Consider the following 15,682-nt stretch of genomic DNA (forward strand, 5'->3'; position numbering starts at 1 on the left):
TGGGGGTCCTCCCGTGCTCTTCTCCCGCCGACGTCCGCTCCTGTGCGGGCTCGTCCTGACCCTGCTCGCCGCCCTCGGCCTGCCGGCCACCGGGGCGGAGGTCGTCCGGCAGCAGGAGGAGGTCCTCCACGACCCCGACGGCCGTGACGGCGACTTCTTCGGCCAGGCTCTCGCCGTGTCCGACCACCGCGTCGTGGTCGGCGCGCCCGGCAAGCCGCCGGCCGGCACGTCGGTGTCGGACGTCAACCCGGTCGGGTCGGTGTCGGTCTTCACTCCTGCCGCCGACGGGTCGTTCTCCCGGACCGAGCTGCGCCCCTCCGACGGTTCCTACCGTGACTGGTTCGGGATCTCGGTGGCCACGGCGGGCGACCTCGTGGCGGTCGGCGGCTCGGGAGCGGCCACCCGCTACGCGGACGGGAGCTACGGTCACGACGGCTCCGGCGCCGCCTACGTGTACGAGGACGGCCCGCAGGGAATGGCGGAGGCGCGGTTGCGACCTGCGGAATCGCTGCCGCACAGCCGGTTCGGGGAGGCTGTCGCCACCGACGGTCGCCGCGTGGTCGTCGGGGCGCCGGGCAGCTCATCGGCGTCCGGCGACCTGTCCGCGGGTGCTGTGCACGTCTTCGAGCCGACCGCCGAGGGGTGGCGCGAGCAGCGGGTCGTCGCCGCGGCGCCGGTGGAGTATGCCGGGTTCGGCGCTGTGCTGGCGGTCGCGGGCGAGCGGATCCTCGTCGGTGCCCCCAGGGAGCGGCCCAGCGGCGCCGTGCACGTCCTGGGGCCCGACGGCGCCGGCGGCTACCGCACGGAGCAGGTGCTGCGGCCCGACCCCGCCCTGGCCACCGGCCGCTTCGGGCAAGCGTTGGCCGTCGACGGGGACCGCCTGGTCGTCGGAGCACCCGGTTACGGCTCCGGCACCGGTGACCGCCCGGGCAGCGTCCACGTCTTCGACGCCGACGACACGGGGGTCTACGCCCTGCGTACCCGGCTCGACCCCGACGGCCTCCCGATCGTCCCGACCGACCTGGGCACCTCCGTCGCGGTCCGAGGCGACCGGGTCGTCAGCGGGGCGGTGCCGGAGAGCGGAGGGTCGGGCACCGTGCTCGTCTTCGACCTGGACGCCGGCACCGGTGTCGAGCGGGTCCGGCAGGGGTGGATCCCACCGGAACCCTGGTCCTACCGGGTGGGTGTCACGGTGGCCTTCTTCGGTGACCGGATCGTGGCAGGAGGTACCGGGAGCGATCCCGGCACGGGCCGCCCGCAGGGCGCCCTGCACCTGCTGCGGGAGCACGAGGGTGCCGAGATCAGCCGCACCGCGGCCGCCAACCGCTACGCCACCTCGGCCCTCGTGGCGGCGGAGTTCTCGCCGGGGACGCCCCTGGCGGTCGTGGCGACCGGTGCGTCCTTCCCGGACGCCCTGGCCGGCGCCGCGCTCGCCGGAGGCGGGGGCGGGCCGGTGGTCCTCACCAGAGGGGACTCACTGAGCGACTCCGCGAAGTCCGCCCTCGTCGCGCTCAGGCCCCGCACGATCGTCGTGACAGGCGGACCGGGAGCGGTGTCCGACAGCGTCCTCGGTGCGATCCAGCAGGCGACCGGGGTCCGGCCCGTCCGGCTCGCCGGCGGCGACCGCTACGCGACGGCCGCCGCCGTCGCCGGTCAGTTCCCCAGCGGCGTCGACGTCGCCTACGTGACCGGCGGGGCCGACTTCCCCGACGCCCTGTCGGGCAGCGCCCTGGCCGCGGCTCAGGACGCCCCGGTGCTGCTGACCCGCCAGGGCAGCCTGCCCACCAGCACCCGTGACGCCCTGGCCCGGCTCAAGCCGCGGCGCATCGTCGTCCTGGGCGGCACCGGTGCGGTGGGCGCGGCCGTCGTCGACGAGCTCAAAGCCCTGGCCCCGACGGTGCAGCGGATCAGCGGCGCCAACAGGTATGCCACCGCGGTCGCCGTGAGCGCCCAGGTCGCGCCCGGCGTCCCCGTCGTCTACCTCGCCAGCGGGACCGGCTTCGCGGACGCGCTCTCCGGGGCCGCGCGCGCCGGCAGCCTGGGAGCGCCCCTGCTGCTCACCCGGCCGACCGACGTGCCCTCCGTCGTGCGCGCGGAGCTCCTGCGGCTGCGGCCGGACCGGATCGTGGTCCTGGGTGGCGAGAACGCGGTGACCCCCCAGGTCGAGACAGCCCTGCACGAGCTCGTCTACCCCTGAGAGCTCGCGTCTCCCGGTGCTCGCGCTGGAGGGTCAGTCGACCGTGCCCAGCAGCCGCCCCACGCGCGGAGGCTGCTCGGCGGCGGCGATCGCGGCCATGATGCCGAAGGTGTCGCTGTCGGCCTGGGCCAGCTCGCCGGGGGTGAACCACTCGGCCTTGCGGGCCTCCGTCGCCAGGTCGAGGTCGGGCCGGGTCTCCAGGATCACGCGGAAGACGACGTCGATGACCTGACGCTCGGCGTCGACCCGGACGGTGACCGGGTCACCGGGGTCGACGTCCAGGCCGATCTCCTCGGCGACCTCGCGCCGGACGGCGTCCGAGGGCTCCTCGTGCTTGCCCATCAGGCCGCCCGGCAGGCTCCACCCCTCGCGGTGCGGCTGCCAGAGGAACAGCACGCACCCGTCGTGCTCCAGGACGCACACCGCACCGGCCGTGTAGCTCGGCGCCCCCACGCGCACGGCGGCCCGCTTGAGCGGGTTCGGCATGACCCGGAAGCCCACCAGCGCCGCGGTCCCGGCCTTGCGGCGCATCGTCTCCCAGTTCACTGCCCCACTCAACCACACCGCGTCGTCGGTCGCGCCCGTCGCGTACGCACCGCGTCGTCGGTGGGGGTGAGGGCGTGCGGGCGACGTCGTCGGTGGGTGAGGGGGGTGGGTCAGAGGGTGGCGGCGAGGGCGCGCCCGGCCTGCCGGCCGCTGAAGAGGCAGCCGCCGAGAAAGGTGCCCTCCAGCGAGCGGTAGCCGTGCATGCCGCCGCCGCCGAAGCCGGCGACCTCGCCCGCGGCGTAGAGGCCGGGCACGGGGGTGCCGTCGGCGCGCAGCGCCCGGCCGTCGAGGTCGGTCTGGATGCCGCCGAGCGTCTTGCGGGTCAGCACCCGCAGCCGGACCGCGACGAGCGGACCGTGCTTGGGGTCGAGGAAGCGGTGCGGCGGCGCGGTGCGGACCAGCCGGTCGCCGCGCGAGCGCCGCGCGGCCCGCACCATCGCCGTCTGCACGTCCTTGCCGAAGTCGTTGTCGAGCTCGCGGTCACGCGCCTCGACCAGCTCGCGGACCGCCGCCGCGTCGACCAGGTCGTCGCCGGTCAGGGCGTTCATGCCGGCGACCAGCTCCTCGACCGTCCCGGCGCGCACCACGTCGGTCCCGGCGTCGGCGAACCGCTGCACGGGCTCGGGCACGTCGGTGGTCACCCGCCCCAGCACCTGGCGCACCGAGCGGCCGGTGAGGTCGGGGTTCTGCTCCGACCCGGACAGGGCGTACTCCTTGCCCAGGACCGTCGTCGTCGCCACGAACCAGGAGTGGTCGTGCCCGGGGGTCGCGGTGCGCAGGTGCGCGAGGGTCCCCAGCGTGTCGAAGCCGGGCAGGCAGGGGAAGGGCAGGCGCCGGCCCAGCGCGTCGAGCCACAGCGAGCTGGGCCCCGGCAGGATGCGTATGCCGTGCCCCGGCCAGACGGGCGAGTGGTTGGGCAGGCCCTCGACGTAGTGCCACATCCGGTCGCGGTTGACCAGCCGGGCACCGACATCCACGACCGGGTCGAGCATCGACCCGTCGACGTAGGCCGGGACGCCGGTGAGCAGGTCCTGCGGGGGCGTGCCGAGGCGCTCCGGCCACCACTGCCGCACCAGCGCCGGGTTGGCGCCGATGCCCCCGCTGGTGACCAGGATCGCCTGGGCCCCCAGCTCGAACCGGGTGGCCGCCACCCGGCTGGACGGCGCGCCACGGTCGGCGTCGTCCCCCACCAGCACCTCGCCGCGCACCCCGGTGACGGCGCCGCCCGACACCACCAGCTCGGTGACCCGGTGCCGCCCGTGCAGCTCGACCCGGCCGGTCCGCACCCCCTCCCGGACGGCCCGCTCGAAGGGCTCGACGACCCCCGGCCCCGTCCCCCAGGTGATGTGGAAGCGCGGGACGGAGTTGCCGTGGCCGGTGGCCCGGCCGTCCCCGCGCTCTGCCCAGCCCACGACCGGGAAGAGCCCGACTCCCTTCTCCCGCAGCCAGGACCGCTTCTCGCCCGCGGCCCAGGCGACGTAGGCGCGCGCCCACCGCATACCCCAGAGGTCCTCGGCGTCCGCGCCCTCGAGCCGGTCGAAGCCGGCGCTGCCGCTCCAGTCCTGCCAGGCCAGCTCCTCGCTGTCCCTGATCCCCATCCGCCGCTGCTCGGGGGTGCCGACGAGGAACAGCCCGCCGAAGCTCCACCACGCCTGCCCGCCGAGGTGGTCGGCGGACTCCTGGTCGACCAGGGCGACCCGGTGACCGGCGGTGACCAGCTCGGCGGTGGCGACCAGCCCGGCCAGCCCCGCCCCGACCACGATGACGTCAGCGTGCATGGGGGGCAGGGTAGCGAGCACCTGCCCCGGTCTGCGCGTCTACGCTGTCCCCAGCCATGGCCACCCGTGACAGCCGACGCCTCCCGACGCCGCCGCCCGGCGTCCTCACCGGCCTGCGCCGGGGCGTCGTGCTGGTGCTGCTGACCCTGGTCGCCTTCGTCGGCGGCGTCGCCACGACGCAGCTGTGGCCGGTGCACACCGAGACCGGCTACTTCGCCGCCGACGTCTCGGTCGCCCCCCGGCTCGACTCGACCGTGGAGCTGCCGATGGTCGTCGGCGACGTCGTCATGACCTTCGACGGCCCGCTGCCGGCGCCGGGGCTGCGGGCCCAGGTCTCGGTCCGCGAGGAGGTCACCGACCTGCTGCGCAGCGGCCGCCTCGACGCCTCCAGCCTGCAGCCGAGCCCCGAGGAGCTGCGCGAGGCCATCGACCACGGCGTGCGGGAGGTCGGGTGGAAGTTCGCCACGGGCGCGCTCGTCACCTCCCTGCTCGTCCTGCTCACCTATGCCGTCGCCCGGCCCCACCACCTGGGCCGGGTCGTGGCCGCGGCGACGACCGCGACGGCGGTGGCGCTCGCCGCCCCGGGCGCCGCGGCATACCTGACCTATCGGGTCGACAACGTCGCCGAGTTCCGCGCGACCTCGCTGCTGTCCCTGGTGCAGACGAATACCGGGCTGCTGGACAGCCTGACGGCCAACGCCTCGCACGGCGCCGTCTACGTGACCAACCTGCTGGCGCTGTCCGACGCGCTGCGCGAGGAGTTCACGCCCGGGGCGGTCGAGGTCCCGGTCGCGGCGCGCTTCCTGCTGGTCAGCGACCTGCACGGGATGAACCAGTTCCCGCTGATGCGGCAGATCGTGGCGAGCGAGGGCATCGACGCGGTCATCGACGCGGGCGACCTGCTCAACTTCGGGCAGCCGCGCGAGGGGGCGCTGACCGACCTCTACGCCGGCATCGAGAGCCTCGGCGTGCCCTACATCTTCGTGCGCGGCAACCACGACGCCGTCTCGGCCGAGGACGAGGCCGTGCTGCGCCGGCTCTCGCGCATCCCCAACGTCCTGCTGCTGGAGCCGACCGCGGGCGAGCTCGTGCGCGTCGAGGTCAACGGGGTGTCGGTCAGCGGCTTCAACGACGTGCGCTACTACAACCAGCGCGGCGCCGACTTCGGCGAGGAGCAGGCCGAGGCGGCCCGGCGGTTCCGCGAGGCCACCGAGGGCACCGTGCCCACCGACCTCGTCGTCACCCACCAGCCCTACGCCGCCGACCGGGTCGAGGCGACCGGGGCGACCGTCAACGGCCACATGCACGCGCCGGACCTGGAGCGCGGGCACATCCAGGTCGGGTCGTTCACCGGGGGCGGGCTGGTCAACCAGTTCCGGCTGCCACCGCTGACCGAGGAGGCGCAGGAGGCCGCGGAGGAGGACCCGGACACGGCCGGCGAGCTGCAGGGCCACCCCTACAGCTTCGACATCCTCAACGTCGGGCAGGACTGCTCGATCATGAGCCTGACGCGCTACAGCTACCGCAACCTGGTCTCCGGCCGCCCGCAGTACGACGACGTGCGCCTCGTCAACGGCCGCACCATCCAGCCCGACCCCCCGCAGGACCGCATCTGCGGCCCGGAGCTGGGCGTGGTGACCTCGCCGCTGCTGCCGGTCGCGACGACCGACTCCGCGGTGAGCACCGACGACGCGACGCAGACGGTATCGATCCCCCCGCCGTCCGGGCGCCCCGAGGACCTGGACCTGTCGACCGAGGGCCCCGACGAGGTCGTCGTCACCATCGCGCCCTGAGCGGGTGTGCTGGGTGAACCGTCGAGCGACGCGGAAGCCGTCCCGCGCGGGGGAAGCTTCCCCCGCACGAGCCGGTCTCCCCAGCACGAGCCACCGTCGCCCGCACGAGCGTGACGCGGGCGTCAGGGCCGCTCGCGGGCGGACCGTCAGTCACGCGAGAAGGCGCGCTGCTCCTCCTGGGCGATGACGCTCTCGAAGTAGAGCGCGGACTGGGCGCCCTGCACGACCGTCGTGTTGACCAGGAAGGTCGGCGTCGAGGACAGTCCGATCGAGCGGGCCTCGGCGGTGTCGGCGTCGACGGCGGCCGCGAGCGCCGGGTCGTCCAGCGCCTGCTCGAAGGCCGCGAGGTCGGGCACGCCGACCTCCTCGGCGATGTCGAGCAGGTCCTGGCGCTCCAGCTCGGCGTGGCCCTCGCTGGAGCGGGCGAAGACGGCCGTCTGGTAGGGCTCGAGCAGGTCCTGGGCGGCCGCGGCGCGGGCGGCGACCGCGGCCTGGTGCGACTGCTCGTCGAAGATGACGAAGTCGCGGAACTCGATGCGCAGCACGCCGGCATCGACGAGCGGCTGCAGCTCGGGGCGGGTCTCCACCGCGAACTGGGCGCAGTAGGGGCAGCGGTAGTCGGCGTACTCGATCATCACGACCGGGGCGTCGACCTCGCCGACCGCCATCGGGTCGTCGGGGTCGCGCCGCTGCAGGTCGAGCATGAGCTGCTGGACCTCCTCGGGCGGGGTCTGCGCGGCTGCGTCATCCGACGCGGTCCCCTCCGGCGCGCTCTCCTGCGCCTGCTGCTCCCCCGTCTGCGCCGGCGCCGCGGCCGAGGGAGGCGTCGAGGGGCCGCGTGCCCCGTCGCTGCCCTCGGTGCCGAGCGCGAGCCAGGCGATGAGCCCGATGACCAGCGCCACCACGGTCACCGCGACCGCCCACGCGATCGAGGAGGCCCGGCTGTCGTCCGCGGGCGGTGAGAAGGCGGGGCCGGGCTGCTCTGTCACCCCGCCAGCGTCCCACACGGCCACCGTCACGCCGCCTCCAGGCCCGGCGGTCAGGCGGGCTCCGCGCCCTCCCCGACCGACCAGGTATGCCGTACCTCGTAGCGGGGCGTGCCGTGGGGGCCCTGGCCGAGCCAGGAGGCGACGAGCAGCACCTCGTCGGCACGCCATACCGGGGTCCGGAGGGTGTCGAGCGCCTGCAGGAGATGACCGGCGGGGTGCGGGCGACCCACCGCCCGGGCGAGCGTGACGTGGGGCCTGAAGCGGGTGCCGGCCACGCGCGCGCCGACGTGGTTGGCGACGGCGCGCAGCCCCGTGGCCCAGTCGGCCAGCGTGCCCCGCGCGCTCTCCTCCACCCCGGCCCACAGCACCCGCGCCGCGCCGGGGTCGGGGAAGGAGCCCGCCCCCGCCAACCGCAGGTCGGTAGTGCCCCGGCGCGCGAGGAAGGCCTCGCCCTGCGCGATGAGCTCCTCCTCGCGCCACTCGTCCAGGTCGGGCAGGAAGGCGAGCGTGAGGTGCAGGTGCTCGGCCCGGGTCCAGCGCCACTCCCGGCGGGAGGCCACGCTCTCGCGGCGCGGCCCGAGGAAGGTGTCGAGGTCGGTGACGACCTCCTCGGGCAGGTCCACGGCGAGAAAGGCGCGCATGCCCCCATCGTGGCCGATCCGCCGCGCCGCCGCCGTCCCGGCCGCGCGCCGGCGGGCACGGCATACTCCCAGGTCATGAGGATCGTCGTGGCTCTGGGCGGCAACGCGCTGCTGCAGCGCGGCCAGGTGCCCGACGCCGCGGCGCAGGTGGAGAACATCCGGCGGGCGATGCGGGCGCTGGCGCCGCTGACCGACGACCACGAGGTCGTCATCACGCACGGCAACGGCCCGCAGGTCGGCGTCCTGGCGATGGAGAGCGCGGCGGACGCGCGGCTGAGCCAGCCCTACCCCTTCGACGCGCTGGGCGCGATGACGCAGGGGCTGATCGGCTACTGGATCCTGCAGGCGATGGGCAACGAGCGCCCCTACCGCCAGCTCGCCGCGGTGCTCAACCAGACGCTCGTCGACGCCGACGACCCGGCCTTCGCGGACCCGACGAAGTTCGTCGGCGAGGTCTACGACGAGCAGACCGCCCGGACGCTCGCGGAGCGGCACGGCTGGGACGTGCGCCCTGACGGGAAGCACTGGCGCCGCGTGGTCCCCTCGCCGCGACCGCGGGAGATCATCGAGACCCGGCTCATCGACCAGCTGCTCGACGACTCCGCCGTCGTGGTGTGCGCCGGGGGTGGCGGGGTGCCGGTGGTGCGGACCGCGACCGGCGACCTGCAGGGGGTCGAGGCGGTCATCGACAAGGACCTGTCGGCGGCGCTGCTGGCGCACCGGCTGCGGGCCGACCGGCTGCTCGTGCTCACCGATGTGCCCGCGGTGATGGAGGGCTGGGGCACGCAGCGGGCTCGCGAGATCCGCCGCACGACGCCGGCCCGCCTGCGCGCGCTCGACCTGCCCACCGGCTCGATGGGCCCCAAGGTCGAGGCGGTATGCCGTTTCGTCGAGGTCGGGGGCCGGGGCGTCGCGGCGGCGATCGGCAACCTCGAGGAGGCCGGGGCGCTGGTGGACGGCTCGGCGGGGACCTACGTCACCGCCGACGGCTGAGCGGGCGGCGGGCGGGTCAGCGCACGTCGGCGAGCGGGCCGTCCATCAGCCAGCCGGCGCCGATGACCGGGTCCCACCGGGCGATGCTGACGTGGTCGACGAGGCCGAGCTGCTGGAAGGGGTCCTCCCGCAGCAGCTCCAGCAGCGGCTCCTCCGCCTCCCCGAGGAGCAGGATCAGCGCGGCCGCGGGCCCGTCGGCCTGGCGGGCCATCGGCCCGGAGAGCAGCACGACGCCCTCCTCGGCGAGGCGGGAGAGGAAGGCGCGGTGGGACGGGCGGTGCTCGTCGAGCGCGGCGGTGTCCTCGGAGTAGGCGTACTGGACGGCGAAGATGGCCATGGGGCCAACCTAGCGCCGCGCGCGGGCGCTAGGTTGGGACCAGCCCCCCGTCTGCCCGAGGAGCCCGCAGCACCATGAGCACGCACGACGCCCTGAGCGTCCGCCCGGTCCGCTTCACCGACGCCATCCCCGCCTGGCGCACGGTCCTGGACGCCCTGGGCGCGGTCCTGCTGAGCGAGGACGACGGGTGGCTGGTCTTCCAGCTGGGCGCGGGGCGGCTGGCGCTGCACGCGGCCGCGGGGTCCTCGGAGGCGGCCGGGACCACCCTGCTCGGCCTGGAGACGAGCGTGCCCCTGGAGGAGGCGGTGAGCGCGGCGGCCGGGGAGGGCGTGCCGATCGAGCTCGGTGACACCGACCACGGGCTCGCGGGCATCGTCACGGCCGCCGACGGGGTCCGCCTCACCGTCGACACACCCTCCCCCAACCCGCGCGAGCTCGAGGCCACCCAGCCGGGGCTCGCGGTCATGCCGGTCTGGCACACCACCGCCGGCCGGGTGGCCCTCGACGTCCTCGACGGACTGGGTATGCGGCGCCGCATCACCCTCGAGGACGGGACGTGGGCCGACCTGACCGCCCGCGGCGGCGGGCTGCACGGCGTGCAGCCGATGAGCGACGTCGGCACCGAGCTGGCGTTCGAGCTCAACGGCAACCTCGACCTGCTGCTCGAGCCGCTGACCGCGGCGGGGGTCCCGGCACGGATCGCCCAGGAGGAGTCGGGGCGGGTGCTGCGCTTCGCCGACCCCGACGGCGGCCCGGCGCTGCGCGTCCTGGAGCGGGAGCCCGACCTCTACAGCTACGCACTCTCGGAGATGTAGCCCTGCCGTCCACGGCAGAGCGCTTCTCCCTGTCCGCCGAGCAGCAGCACCTGCTCGACGGGTGGCTGCCCGGGCACGCGGTGACCGCCGACCTCAGCTGGGGCCTGGTCGACACGGTGGTGCTGCGGGTGCACCACGACGGGCGTGACGTCGTCGTCAAGGCCGGTGGCGCCGGCAACCACCACCTGCGCCGGGAGATCCACGCACGCCGACGGTGGACCGGCCCGTGGCTGGCGACCGGCTCGGTCGGCGCCCTGCTGCACGCCTGCACCGAGGCGGGTGTGCTCGTGGTGGAGCACCTGCCCGGCCGCCTCGTCCAGGACGTCCCGGAGGCTGCCGGCGACCCCGCGACCTACCGCCAGGCGGGACGCCTGCTCGCGTCCTTCCACGCCCAGCACCGCGAGCGGGACGTCGGCCACGAGGCCGCCGCCGACGCGAAGGTGCGGTGGTGGCTGGAGCAGGAGCACCGCATACCCGCTCCTGCGGTCGCGGGCGTCCACGAGGCGCTGGCCTCCCACGCCCATGACGTCGTCGACCTCGTCCCGACGCACGGTGACTGGCACACCCGCAACTGGCTGGTCCACGAGGGTGAGGTGAGGGTCATCGACCTCGGCAGGGCCGAGCTGCGGCCCGCGTGGACCGACCTGGTGCGGCTGGCCGGCCGGGAGTGGGTGGGTCGCCCCGACCTCGAGGAGGCCTTCCTCGACGGCTACGGCAGCGACCCCCGGCCGCGGGGGCTGTGGCGCGCCACGCTGCTGCGGGAGGCCGTGGGCACCGCGGTGTGGGCCTACCGCGTCGGCGACCACGCCTTCGAGGAGCACGGTCTGCGCCTGCTCGAGGAGGCGCTGGAGCGCTACCGCTGATCCCCCGGTCAGTCCAGCGGGAAGACCACGGCGCCGGCCCAGCCCACGTGCTCGGTGCCCCGCTGCAGGCCGGTGCGGTAGGTGAGGTCGATCCCGTCCACCACGGCCACCGTGCCGGCGTCGGACGGGGTGAACCTCAGGACGACCTGGTCCCAGTCGGTGGACCTGCGGTGGTCCGCGGGGGCGGCGCACCGCCGCTCCGCGTCGTCGCCGTAGACGATCCCGATGTTCGCCCCGTCGCAGAGCAGGACCTCGGTCTGGACCTCACCGCCGAAGACGCGGACCCGGGGCTCGCCCGCGATCAGCTCCACGTCGTGACCGGCGAGCTCGACCATGACGACGTAGACGGGCGTGAGCCGCTCGGGCCGCGCCCCGAACTCACCGCCCGGGCCGCCGAAGGCTCTCGGGTGCGACCACCACCAGGCGACCGCGAGGGCGGCGAGGAGCAGCAGGGCGACGGCCACCCGCCGGCGGGTGGGCTGCCGGGGCGGCCGGGGGCCCGCCGCCCCTGTCCGGTCCTGCCGGTCGAGCACTGCGCTGCCGGCGTCCTCGGCGATGGTCATGCCACAGTGTCGGGCCGGCGGGCGGGCGTGGCAAGCACTCCGCGCCGGGCGTCTCCGGACCGGATCAGGACCTCTCCCTGGTCCGCGAGTGGGTGCGCTGGCGGGACGCGCACGGGCGGACGTGACGAGCGGCACGTCCCGTCCTGGCTCGACGGTGCGGCTCCGCGGCCCGAGACGTGCTAGCGTTCTGAGCGACTCGCCGTACCAGTGGCCTACGAGGTTTCCGCGTTTGATTGACCGGATGTGCCGCAACGAGGACGCCATCGGTGGTCCGGAGGCGCCGCGCACGTGGGCCCCGACAGTACACAAGAATGAGGCAGCACAAGTGGCAACAGGCACCGTGAAGTGGTTCAACTCCGAGAAGGGCTTCGGCTTCATCGAGCAGGATGGTGGCGGCGCTGACGTCTTCGTCCACTACTCGGCGATCGACAGCTCGGGTTACCGCGAGCTCCAGGAGGGCCAGAAGGTCGAGTTCGACGTCACCCAGGGCCCCAAGGGCCCGCAGGCTGACAAGGTTCGCTCCCTCTGAGCTGACACCAACGTCGCAAGACGCCCCGCGCCTCTGGCGCGGGGCGTCTTGCGTTGTCCTGTAAGTGCCCCTACCAGGGCATCATCCGCTGGTTCCACCGGTCCCGCTCGGCCTCCTGGGAGGAGACGTAACCGCAGCGGCGGCAGCGCACCAGCCTCGGCGCGCCCCAGTCGGAGTGGTCGGCGTGCCGCACCCAGTGGTGGCCGATGACCCGGCACGACCAGCGGCGCCAGCCCATGCCTCCACGGTCCTCCTAGCCGAGCGCCCGCGCAAGGTCCTCCCACAGGTCCTCGGGGTCCTCGACCCCGACCGACAGGCGCAGCAGGCTCTCCGGCACCGACGCCACCTCGGCCGCGTGACGCCGGCGCCGCTCGAGCTGGGACTCCACCCCGCCCAGGCTGGTCGAGTGGGTCCAGACCCGCACCGCCGAGCACACCGCCTCGGCCGCCTCGGCGCCCCCGACCACCTCGACCGAGACCATCGCGCCGAAGCCGGGGTAGCGGACGCGCTCGACCGCCGGGTGCTCCTCGAGCCGGTCGACGAGCAGCTCGGCGGTGGCGCTCGCCCGCTCCAGGCGGACGTGCAGCGTCCGCACCCCGCGCAGCACCAGCCAGGCCTCCATCGGGCCCGGGATGGCACCGTGCAGCGTGCGGTAGGTGCGGACGCGCTCCTGCAGGTCGGGCCGCTCGGGCGAGACCACCACCGCGCCGAGCAGGGTGTCGGAGTGACCGGCGAGGTACTTCGTCGCCGAGTGCACCACCGCGTCCACGCCCCAGCGCAGCGGCTGCTGGGCCACCGGGGTGGCGAAGGTGTTGTCGCAGACGACCAGGGGGCGGTCCGGCCCGTAGCGCTCCCGCAGCCCGCGGACGACGGCCACCACGTCGGTGAGCTCCATCATCGGGTTGCTGGGCGACTCCAGCAGCAGCAGGTCGGCCCCGTCGCACGCCTCGACGATCCCGGCCACGTCCTCGGCTGCGACGGTGCGCACCGACAGCGCGCCCGCCCGCTCCCGCTCGGCCAGCAGCCCCGCCGTCCCGCTGTAGACGTGCGTCGGCCGCACGACCACCCCGCCCGTCGGCACCTGTCCGACGACCGCGGCCACCGCGGCCATGCCCGAGGCGAAGGCGGACGCCATACCCGCCTCGAGGGAGCCGAGGACCTCCTCCAGCGCCTCCCAGGTCGGGTTGGAGACGCGGGCGTAGTTGACCTGCCCGTCGGCCACGTAGGTCGAGGTCAGGTGCACGGGGGTGTTGACCGGCGCACCGGGGGCGCGGTCGGGGCGGCCCAGCGCGACGGCCCGGGTGGCGGGGCGCAGGTCGGCGTGGGCGTGGTCACCGGGGCTCGGCCGGCGCTCGGGCGTCATGGGCTCACGCTGCCACACGCCGGCGCCTGAGCAGGCTCAGGAGCTCTCGGCGTGCCCCTCCGGCCCGGCCGCCTGGCGCTCACGGTATGCGGCGGCCGCCACCCGGTTGCCGCAGGTGGTGCTGCAGAACCGGCGGGAGCGGTTGCGGGTCAGGTCGACGAGCACGTCCTGGCAGTCGTCGGCGCCGCAGGTGCCCAGGCGCCCCAGCTCCCCGGCCCGCACCAGGTCGACCACGGCCATCGCCAGCTCGACCGCCATCCGCGTCGCCAGCGGAGCGTCGTCCGGGGTGGCGTGCAGGTGCCAGTCCCACTGGTCGTGGCGCACGAGGCGGGGCAGCGCGCGGTTGTCGGCGAGCATGGCGTTGACCAGGGCGACGACCCCCTCCTCGTCCCGCTGCCACAGCTCCCGGAAAAGGGGGCGCAGCGCGCGGACCTGCTCCAGCTCGTCCTCGTCGTGGCGGATCGGCCCGGTCCACCCCCAGCGGGTGACGAAGTCGTCGAGCTGGTCCACCGTGGTCAGCGTGTCGGACCCGTCGGTCGGGTCGTGCGTGTTGACCAGGTCGACGGCTCCCTGCAGGGCCACCTCGGTGTCATGGGTAAAAAGCATGTTGACTCCTGACGCTCCTCTCGCCTATCGTCATGAGTGTCAACGGCTGACACCCATGATCCCACGTCGGGCCGTGACGCGCGGCCCGCCCACCGAGAGGAGGCGCGCGTGACCGCTCCCACCCCGACCCGCCGTCGCCCCACCCCCACCACCCCGCGGCCGGCACGCTCCCCGCGCGCCCTGCTCGTCCTCGGCCTGCTGATCGCGCTGGTCTCGGCGCTGGCCTTCGGCAGCTCCGGCGCCGTGGCCAAGAGCTCGTTCAACGCCGGCTGGTCACCGGCCGCCGCCGTGACGGCCCGGATGGCCCTCGGCGCGCTGGTGCTGGCCGTCCCCGCCGCCCTGTCGATGCGCGGGCGCTGGCACCTGCTGCGCCGGCGCACCACCTGGGTCCACGTGGGCCTCTTCGGCGCCCTCGCCGTCGCCGGGGCCCAGCTCTTCTACTTCCTCGCCGTGACGCAGCTGTCCGTCGGCGTCGCGCTCATGCTGGAGTACCTCGGGCCGATCCTCGTCGTCGGCTGGCTCTGGCTCGCCCACGGCCAGCGGCCCCGCCGCCTCACCCTGCTCGGCGGCGGCGTGGCGATGCTCGGCCTGCTCCTGGTCCTCGACGTGCTCGGCGACGTGCAGGTCAGCACGCTGGGCGTGGTCTACGGCCTGCTGGCCGCGGTCGGCCTGGCCGTCTTCTTCGTCCTCGGCGCCGACGAGTCCAACGGACTGCCGCCGATCGCCTTCTCCGCCCTCGGCATGGCCGTCGGCACCCTGGTGGTGACCCTGGCCGGCCTGGTCGGCGTCGTGCCCTTCACCATGACCACCGCCGACGCGACGCTGGCGGGCCTGGAGGTGCCGTGGTGGGTGCCGATGCTGTGGCTGGGCGTGGTCGCGGCGGCCTTCGCCTACGCCACCGGGATCATCGCCACCCGCATGCTGCGGGCCAAGGTGGCCTCGTTCGTCGGCCTCGTCGAGGTGCTCTTCGCCGTGCTCTGGGCCTGGGTCCTGCTCGGCGAGATGCCGGCGCCGGTCCAGCTGGCCGGCGGCCTGCTCATCGTGGCGGGCGTCGTGGCGGTCAAGCTCGACGAGCAGCCGGAGGTGGCGGAGGACCTTGCCGTCGAGCCGATCCCGGCCGCCGGTAGTCGTGGGTGAGGACGTCGTCCGGGTCGAGCACGTCGAGCATCGCGTCGGCGATGGTCCCCAGCTGGCACACCTGCTCCTCGTCGATCAGGTCGAAGACGTAGCGGCGGACGGCCTCCACGTGGGCCGGGGCGGCCCCCGCGAGCACGTCATACCCCTGGTCGGTGAGGGTGACGCGCGTGGCGCGGCCGTCGTCGGGGTCGGGCGAGCGCCGCACCAGCCCGCGCTCGTCCAGCTTGCGCGCCACGTGCGAGAGCCGCGGCAGCGTGGCGTTGGTGCGGGCGGCGAGGGCGTTCATCCGCAGCATGCGCCCGTCGGCCTCGGAGAGCATGGCCAGCACGTAGTACTCGAAGTAGGTCAGGCCCGCCTCGCGGCGCAGCTGTGAGTCCAGCGCCCCGGGCAGCAGCTCCATCACGGCCTTGAGCCGCACCCAGACGTTGAGCTGCTCGTCGTCGAGCCAGGTGGGAGCCATGGCGGTGAGCCTAGCCCCGGGGGATGACCGGGCGGCGGACCCCCGGGTGCACGGGCCACTCAGCTGAGTGCT

17 protein-coding genes are annotated in these 15,682 nt (G+C 74.8%); 7 read left to right on the plus strand and 10 right to left on the minus strand.

Annotated elements, in window-relative coordinates; genetic code table 11:
- Window positions 1-13 precede the first annotated feature (13 nt).
- Window positions 14-2,197, plus strand: coding sequence for a cell wall-binding repeat-containing protein (locus tag K330_RS0115020; protein WP_022922637.1), 2,184 nt, complete (start codon window positions 14-16; stop codon window positions 2,195-2,197).
- 33 nt (window positions 2,198-2,230) lie between these two features.
- Here the strand turns inward: K330_RS0115020 and K330_RS0115025 are convergent, their stop codons facing one another.
- Together K330_RS0115025 and K330_RS0115030 are read right to left on the minus strand one after the other, a co-directional pair.
- The gene (locus K330_RS0115025; protein ID WP_022922638.1) at window positions 2,231-2,743 is read right to left on the minus strand and encodes an NUDIX hydrolase; all 513 of its coding nucleotides are present in this window, start codon (window positions 2,741-2,743) and stop codon (window positions 2,231-2,233) included.
- 110 nt (window positions 2,744-2,853) lie between these two features.
- Complete coding sequence (locus tag K330_RS0115030; RefSeq protein ID WP_022922639.1) at window positions 2,854-4,521, minus strand: FAD-binding dehydrogenase; 1,668 nt, start codon at window positions 4,519-4,521, stop codon at window positions 2,854-2,856.
- A gap of 56 nt (window positions 4,522-4,577) precedes the next feature.
- On the opposite strand from K330_RS0115030, the gene K330_RS21640 reads away from it, so the two are divergent.
- Entirely contained in the window at window positions 4,578-6,314 is a 1,737-nt protein-coding gene (locus K330_RS21640; protein WP_022922640.1) for a metallophosphoesterase family protein, read from the plus strand.
- A gap of 146 nt (window positions 6,315-6,460) precedes the next feature.
- Here the strand turns inward: K330_RS21640 and K330_RS21645 are convergent, their stop codons facing one another.
- Together K330_RS21645 and thpR are read right to left on the minus strand one after the other, a co-directional pair.
- Window positions 6,461-7,303: a DsbA family protein gene (locus K330_RS21645; protein ID WP_156875836.1), complete on the minus strand. Its 843-nt coding sequence runs from the start codon at window positions 7,301-7,303 to the stop codon at window positions 6,461-6,463.
- A gap of 50 nt (window positions 7,304-7,353) precedes the next feature.
- Window positions 7,354-7,944 carry an RNA 2',3'-cyclic phosphodiesterase gene (gene thpR / locus K330_RS21650; protein WP_022922642.1) on the minus strand — a complete coding sequence of 197 codons (591 nt, stop codon included), beginning with the start codon at window positions 7,942-7,944 and terminating at the stop codon, window positions 7,354-7,356.
- Between the two features lie 75 nt (window positions 7,945-8,019).
- Between thpR and K330_RS21655 the strand changes: the two genes are divergently transcribed.
- A complete protein-coding gene (locus K330_RS21655) occupies window positions 8,020-8,937 on the plus strand; it encodes a carbamate kinase (RefSeq protein ID WP_040658227.1) in 918 nt (305 codons plus the stop codon).
- Window positions 8,938-8,953: 16 nt separating this feature from the next.
- Here the strand turns inward: K330_RS21655 and K330_RS0115055 are convergent, their stop codons facing one another.
- Entirely contained in the window at window positions 8,954-9,274 is a 321-nt protein-coding gene (locus K330_RS0115055) for a YciI family protein (protein ID WP_022922644.1), read from the minus strand.
- 74 nt (window positions 9,275-9,348) lie between these two features.
- Between K330_RS0115055 and K330_RS23755 the strand changes: the two genes are divergently transcribed.
- Both K330_RS23755 and K330_RS0115065 read left to right on the plus strand, forming a co-directional pair.
- On the plus strand, window positions 9,349-10,089 hold the full coding sequence (locus K330_RS23755; RefSeq protein ID WP_022922645.1) for a hypothetical protein: 741 nt from the start codon (window positions 9,349-9,351) through the stop codon (window positions 10,087-10,089).
- 80 nt (window positions 10,090-10,169) lie between these two features.
- Entirely contained in the window at window positions 10,170-10,952 is a 783-nt protein-coding gene (locus tag K330_RS0115065) for an aminoglycoside phosphotransferase family protein (protein ID WP_022922646.1), read from the plus strand.
- Window positions 10,953-10,960: 8 nt separating this feature from the next.
- On the opposite strand, the gene K330_RS0115070 is transcribed toward K330_RS0115065, so the two are convergent.
- Window positions 10,961-11,515, minus strand: coding sequence for a hypothetical protein (locus K330_RS0115070; RefSeq protein ID WP_022922647.1), 555 nt, complete (start codon window positions 11,513-11,515; stop codon window positions 10,961-10,963).
- 325 nt (window positions 11,516-11,840) lie between these two features.
- Between K330_RS0115070 and K330_RS0115075 the strand changes: the two genes are divergently transcribed.
- Window positions 11,841-12,044, plus strand: a complete 204-nt coding sequence (locus K330_RS0115075; protein ID WP_022922648.1) for a cold-shock protein — start codon at window positions 11,841-11,843, stop codon at window positions 12,042-12,044.
- Between the two features lie 70 nt (window positions 12,045-12,114).
- Here the strand turns inward: K330_RS0115075 and K330_RS23760 are convergent, their stop codons facing one another.
- Genes K330_RS23760 through K330_RS0115090 form a run of 3 tightly spaced genes read right to left on the minus strand, consistent with a single transcriptional unit; the run spans window position 12,115 to window position 14,013 of the window.
- The gene (locus K330_RS23760; RefSeq protein WP_022922649.1) at window positions 12,115-12,282 is read right to left on the minus strand and encodes a hypothetical protein; all 168 of its coding nucleotides are present in this window, start codon (window positions 12,280-12,282) and stop codon (window positions 12,115-12,117) included.
- Window positions 12,283-12,297: 15 nt separating this feature from the next.
- Window positions 12,298-13,407 carry a trans-sulfuration enzyme family protein gene (locus K330_RS0115085; protein ID WP_022922650.1) on the minus strand — a complete coding sequence of 370 codons (1,110 nt, stop codon included), beginning with the start codon at window positions 13,405-13,407 and terminating at the stop codon, window positions 12,298-12,300.
- 36 nt (window positions 13,408-13,443) lie between these two features.
- On the minus strand, window positions 13,444-14,013 hold the full coding sequence (locus tag K330_RS0115090) for a CGNR zinc finger domain-containing protein (RefSeq protein WP_022922651.1): 570 nt from the start codon (window positions 14,011-14,013) through the stop codon (window positions 13,444-13,446).
- Between the two features lie 108 nt (window positions 14,014-14,121).
- On the opposite strand from K330_RS0115090, the gene K330_RS0115095 reads away from it, so the two are divergent.
- A complete protein-coding gene (locus tag K330_RS0115095) occupies window positions 14,122-15,150 on the plus strand; it encodes an EamA family transporter (protein WP_022922652.1) in 1,029 nt (342 codons plus the stop codon).
- On the opposite strand, the gene K330_RS21660 is transcribed toward K330_RS0115095, so the two are convergent.
- Window positions 15,074-15,610 (minus strand): MarR family winged helix-turn-helix transcriptional regulator, encoded by a 537-nt coding sequence (locus K330_RS21660; RefSeq protein ID WP_022922653.1) that lies wholly within the window; start codon window positions 15,608-15,610, stop codon window positions 15,074-15,076. The two genes, K330_RS0115095 and K330_RS21660, sit on opposite strands and share 77 nt — an antisense overlap.
- Window positions 15,611-15,682 lie beyond the last annotated feature (72 nt).

The organism is Ornithinimicrobium pekingense DSM 21552, from assembly GCF_000421185.1.
In the GTDB taxonomy this organism is placed as follows: Bacteria; Actinomycetota; Actinomycetes; order Actinomycetales; family Dermatophilaceae; genus Ornithinicoccus; species Ornithinicoccus pekingensis.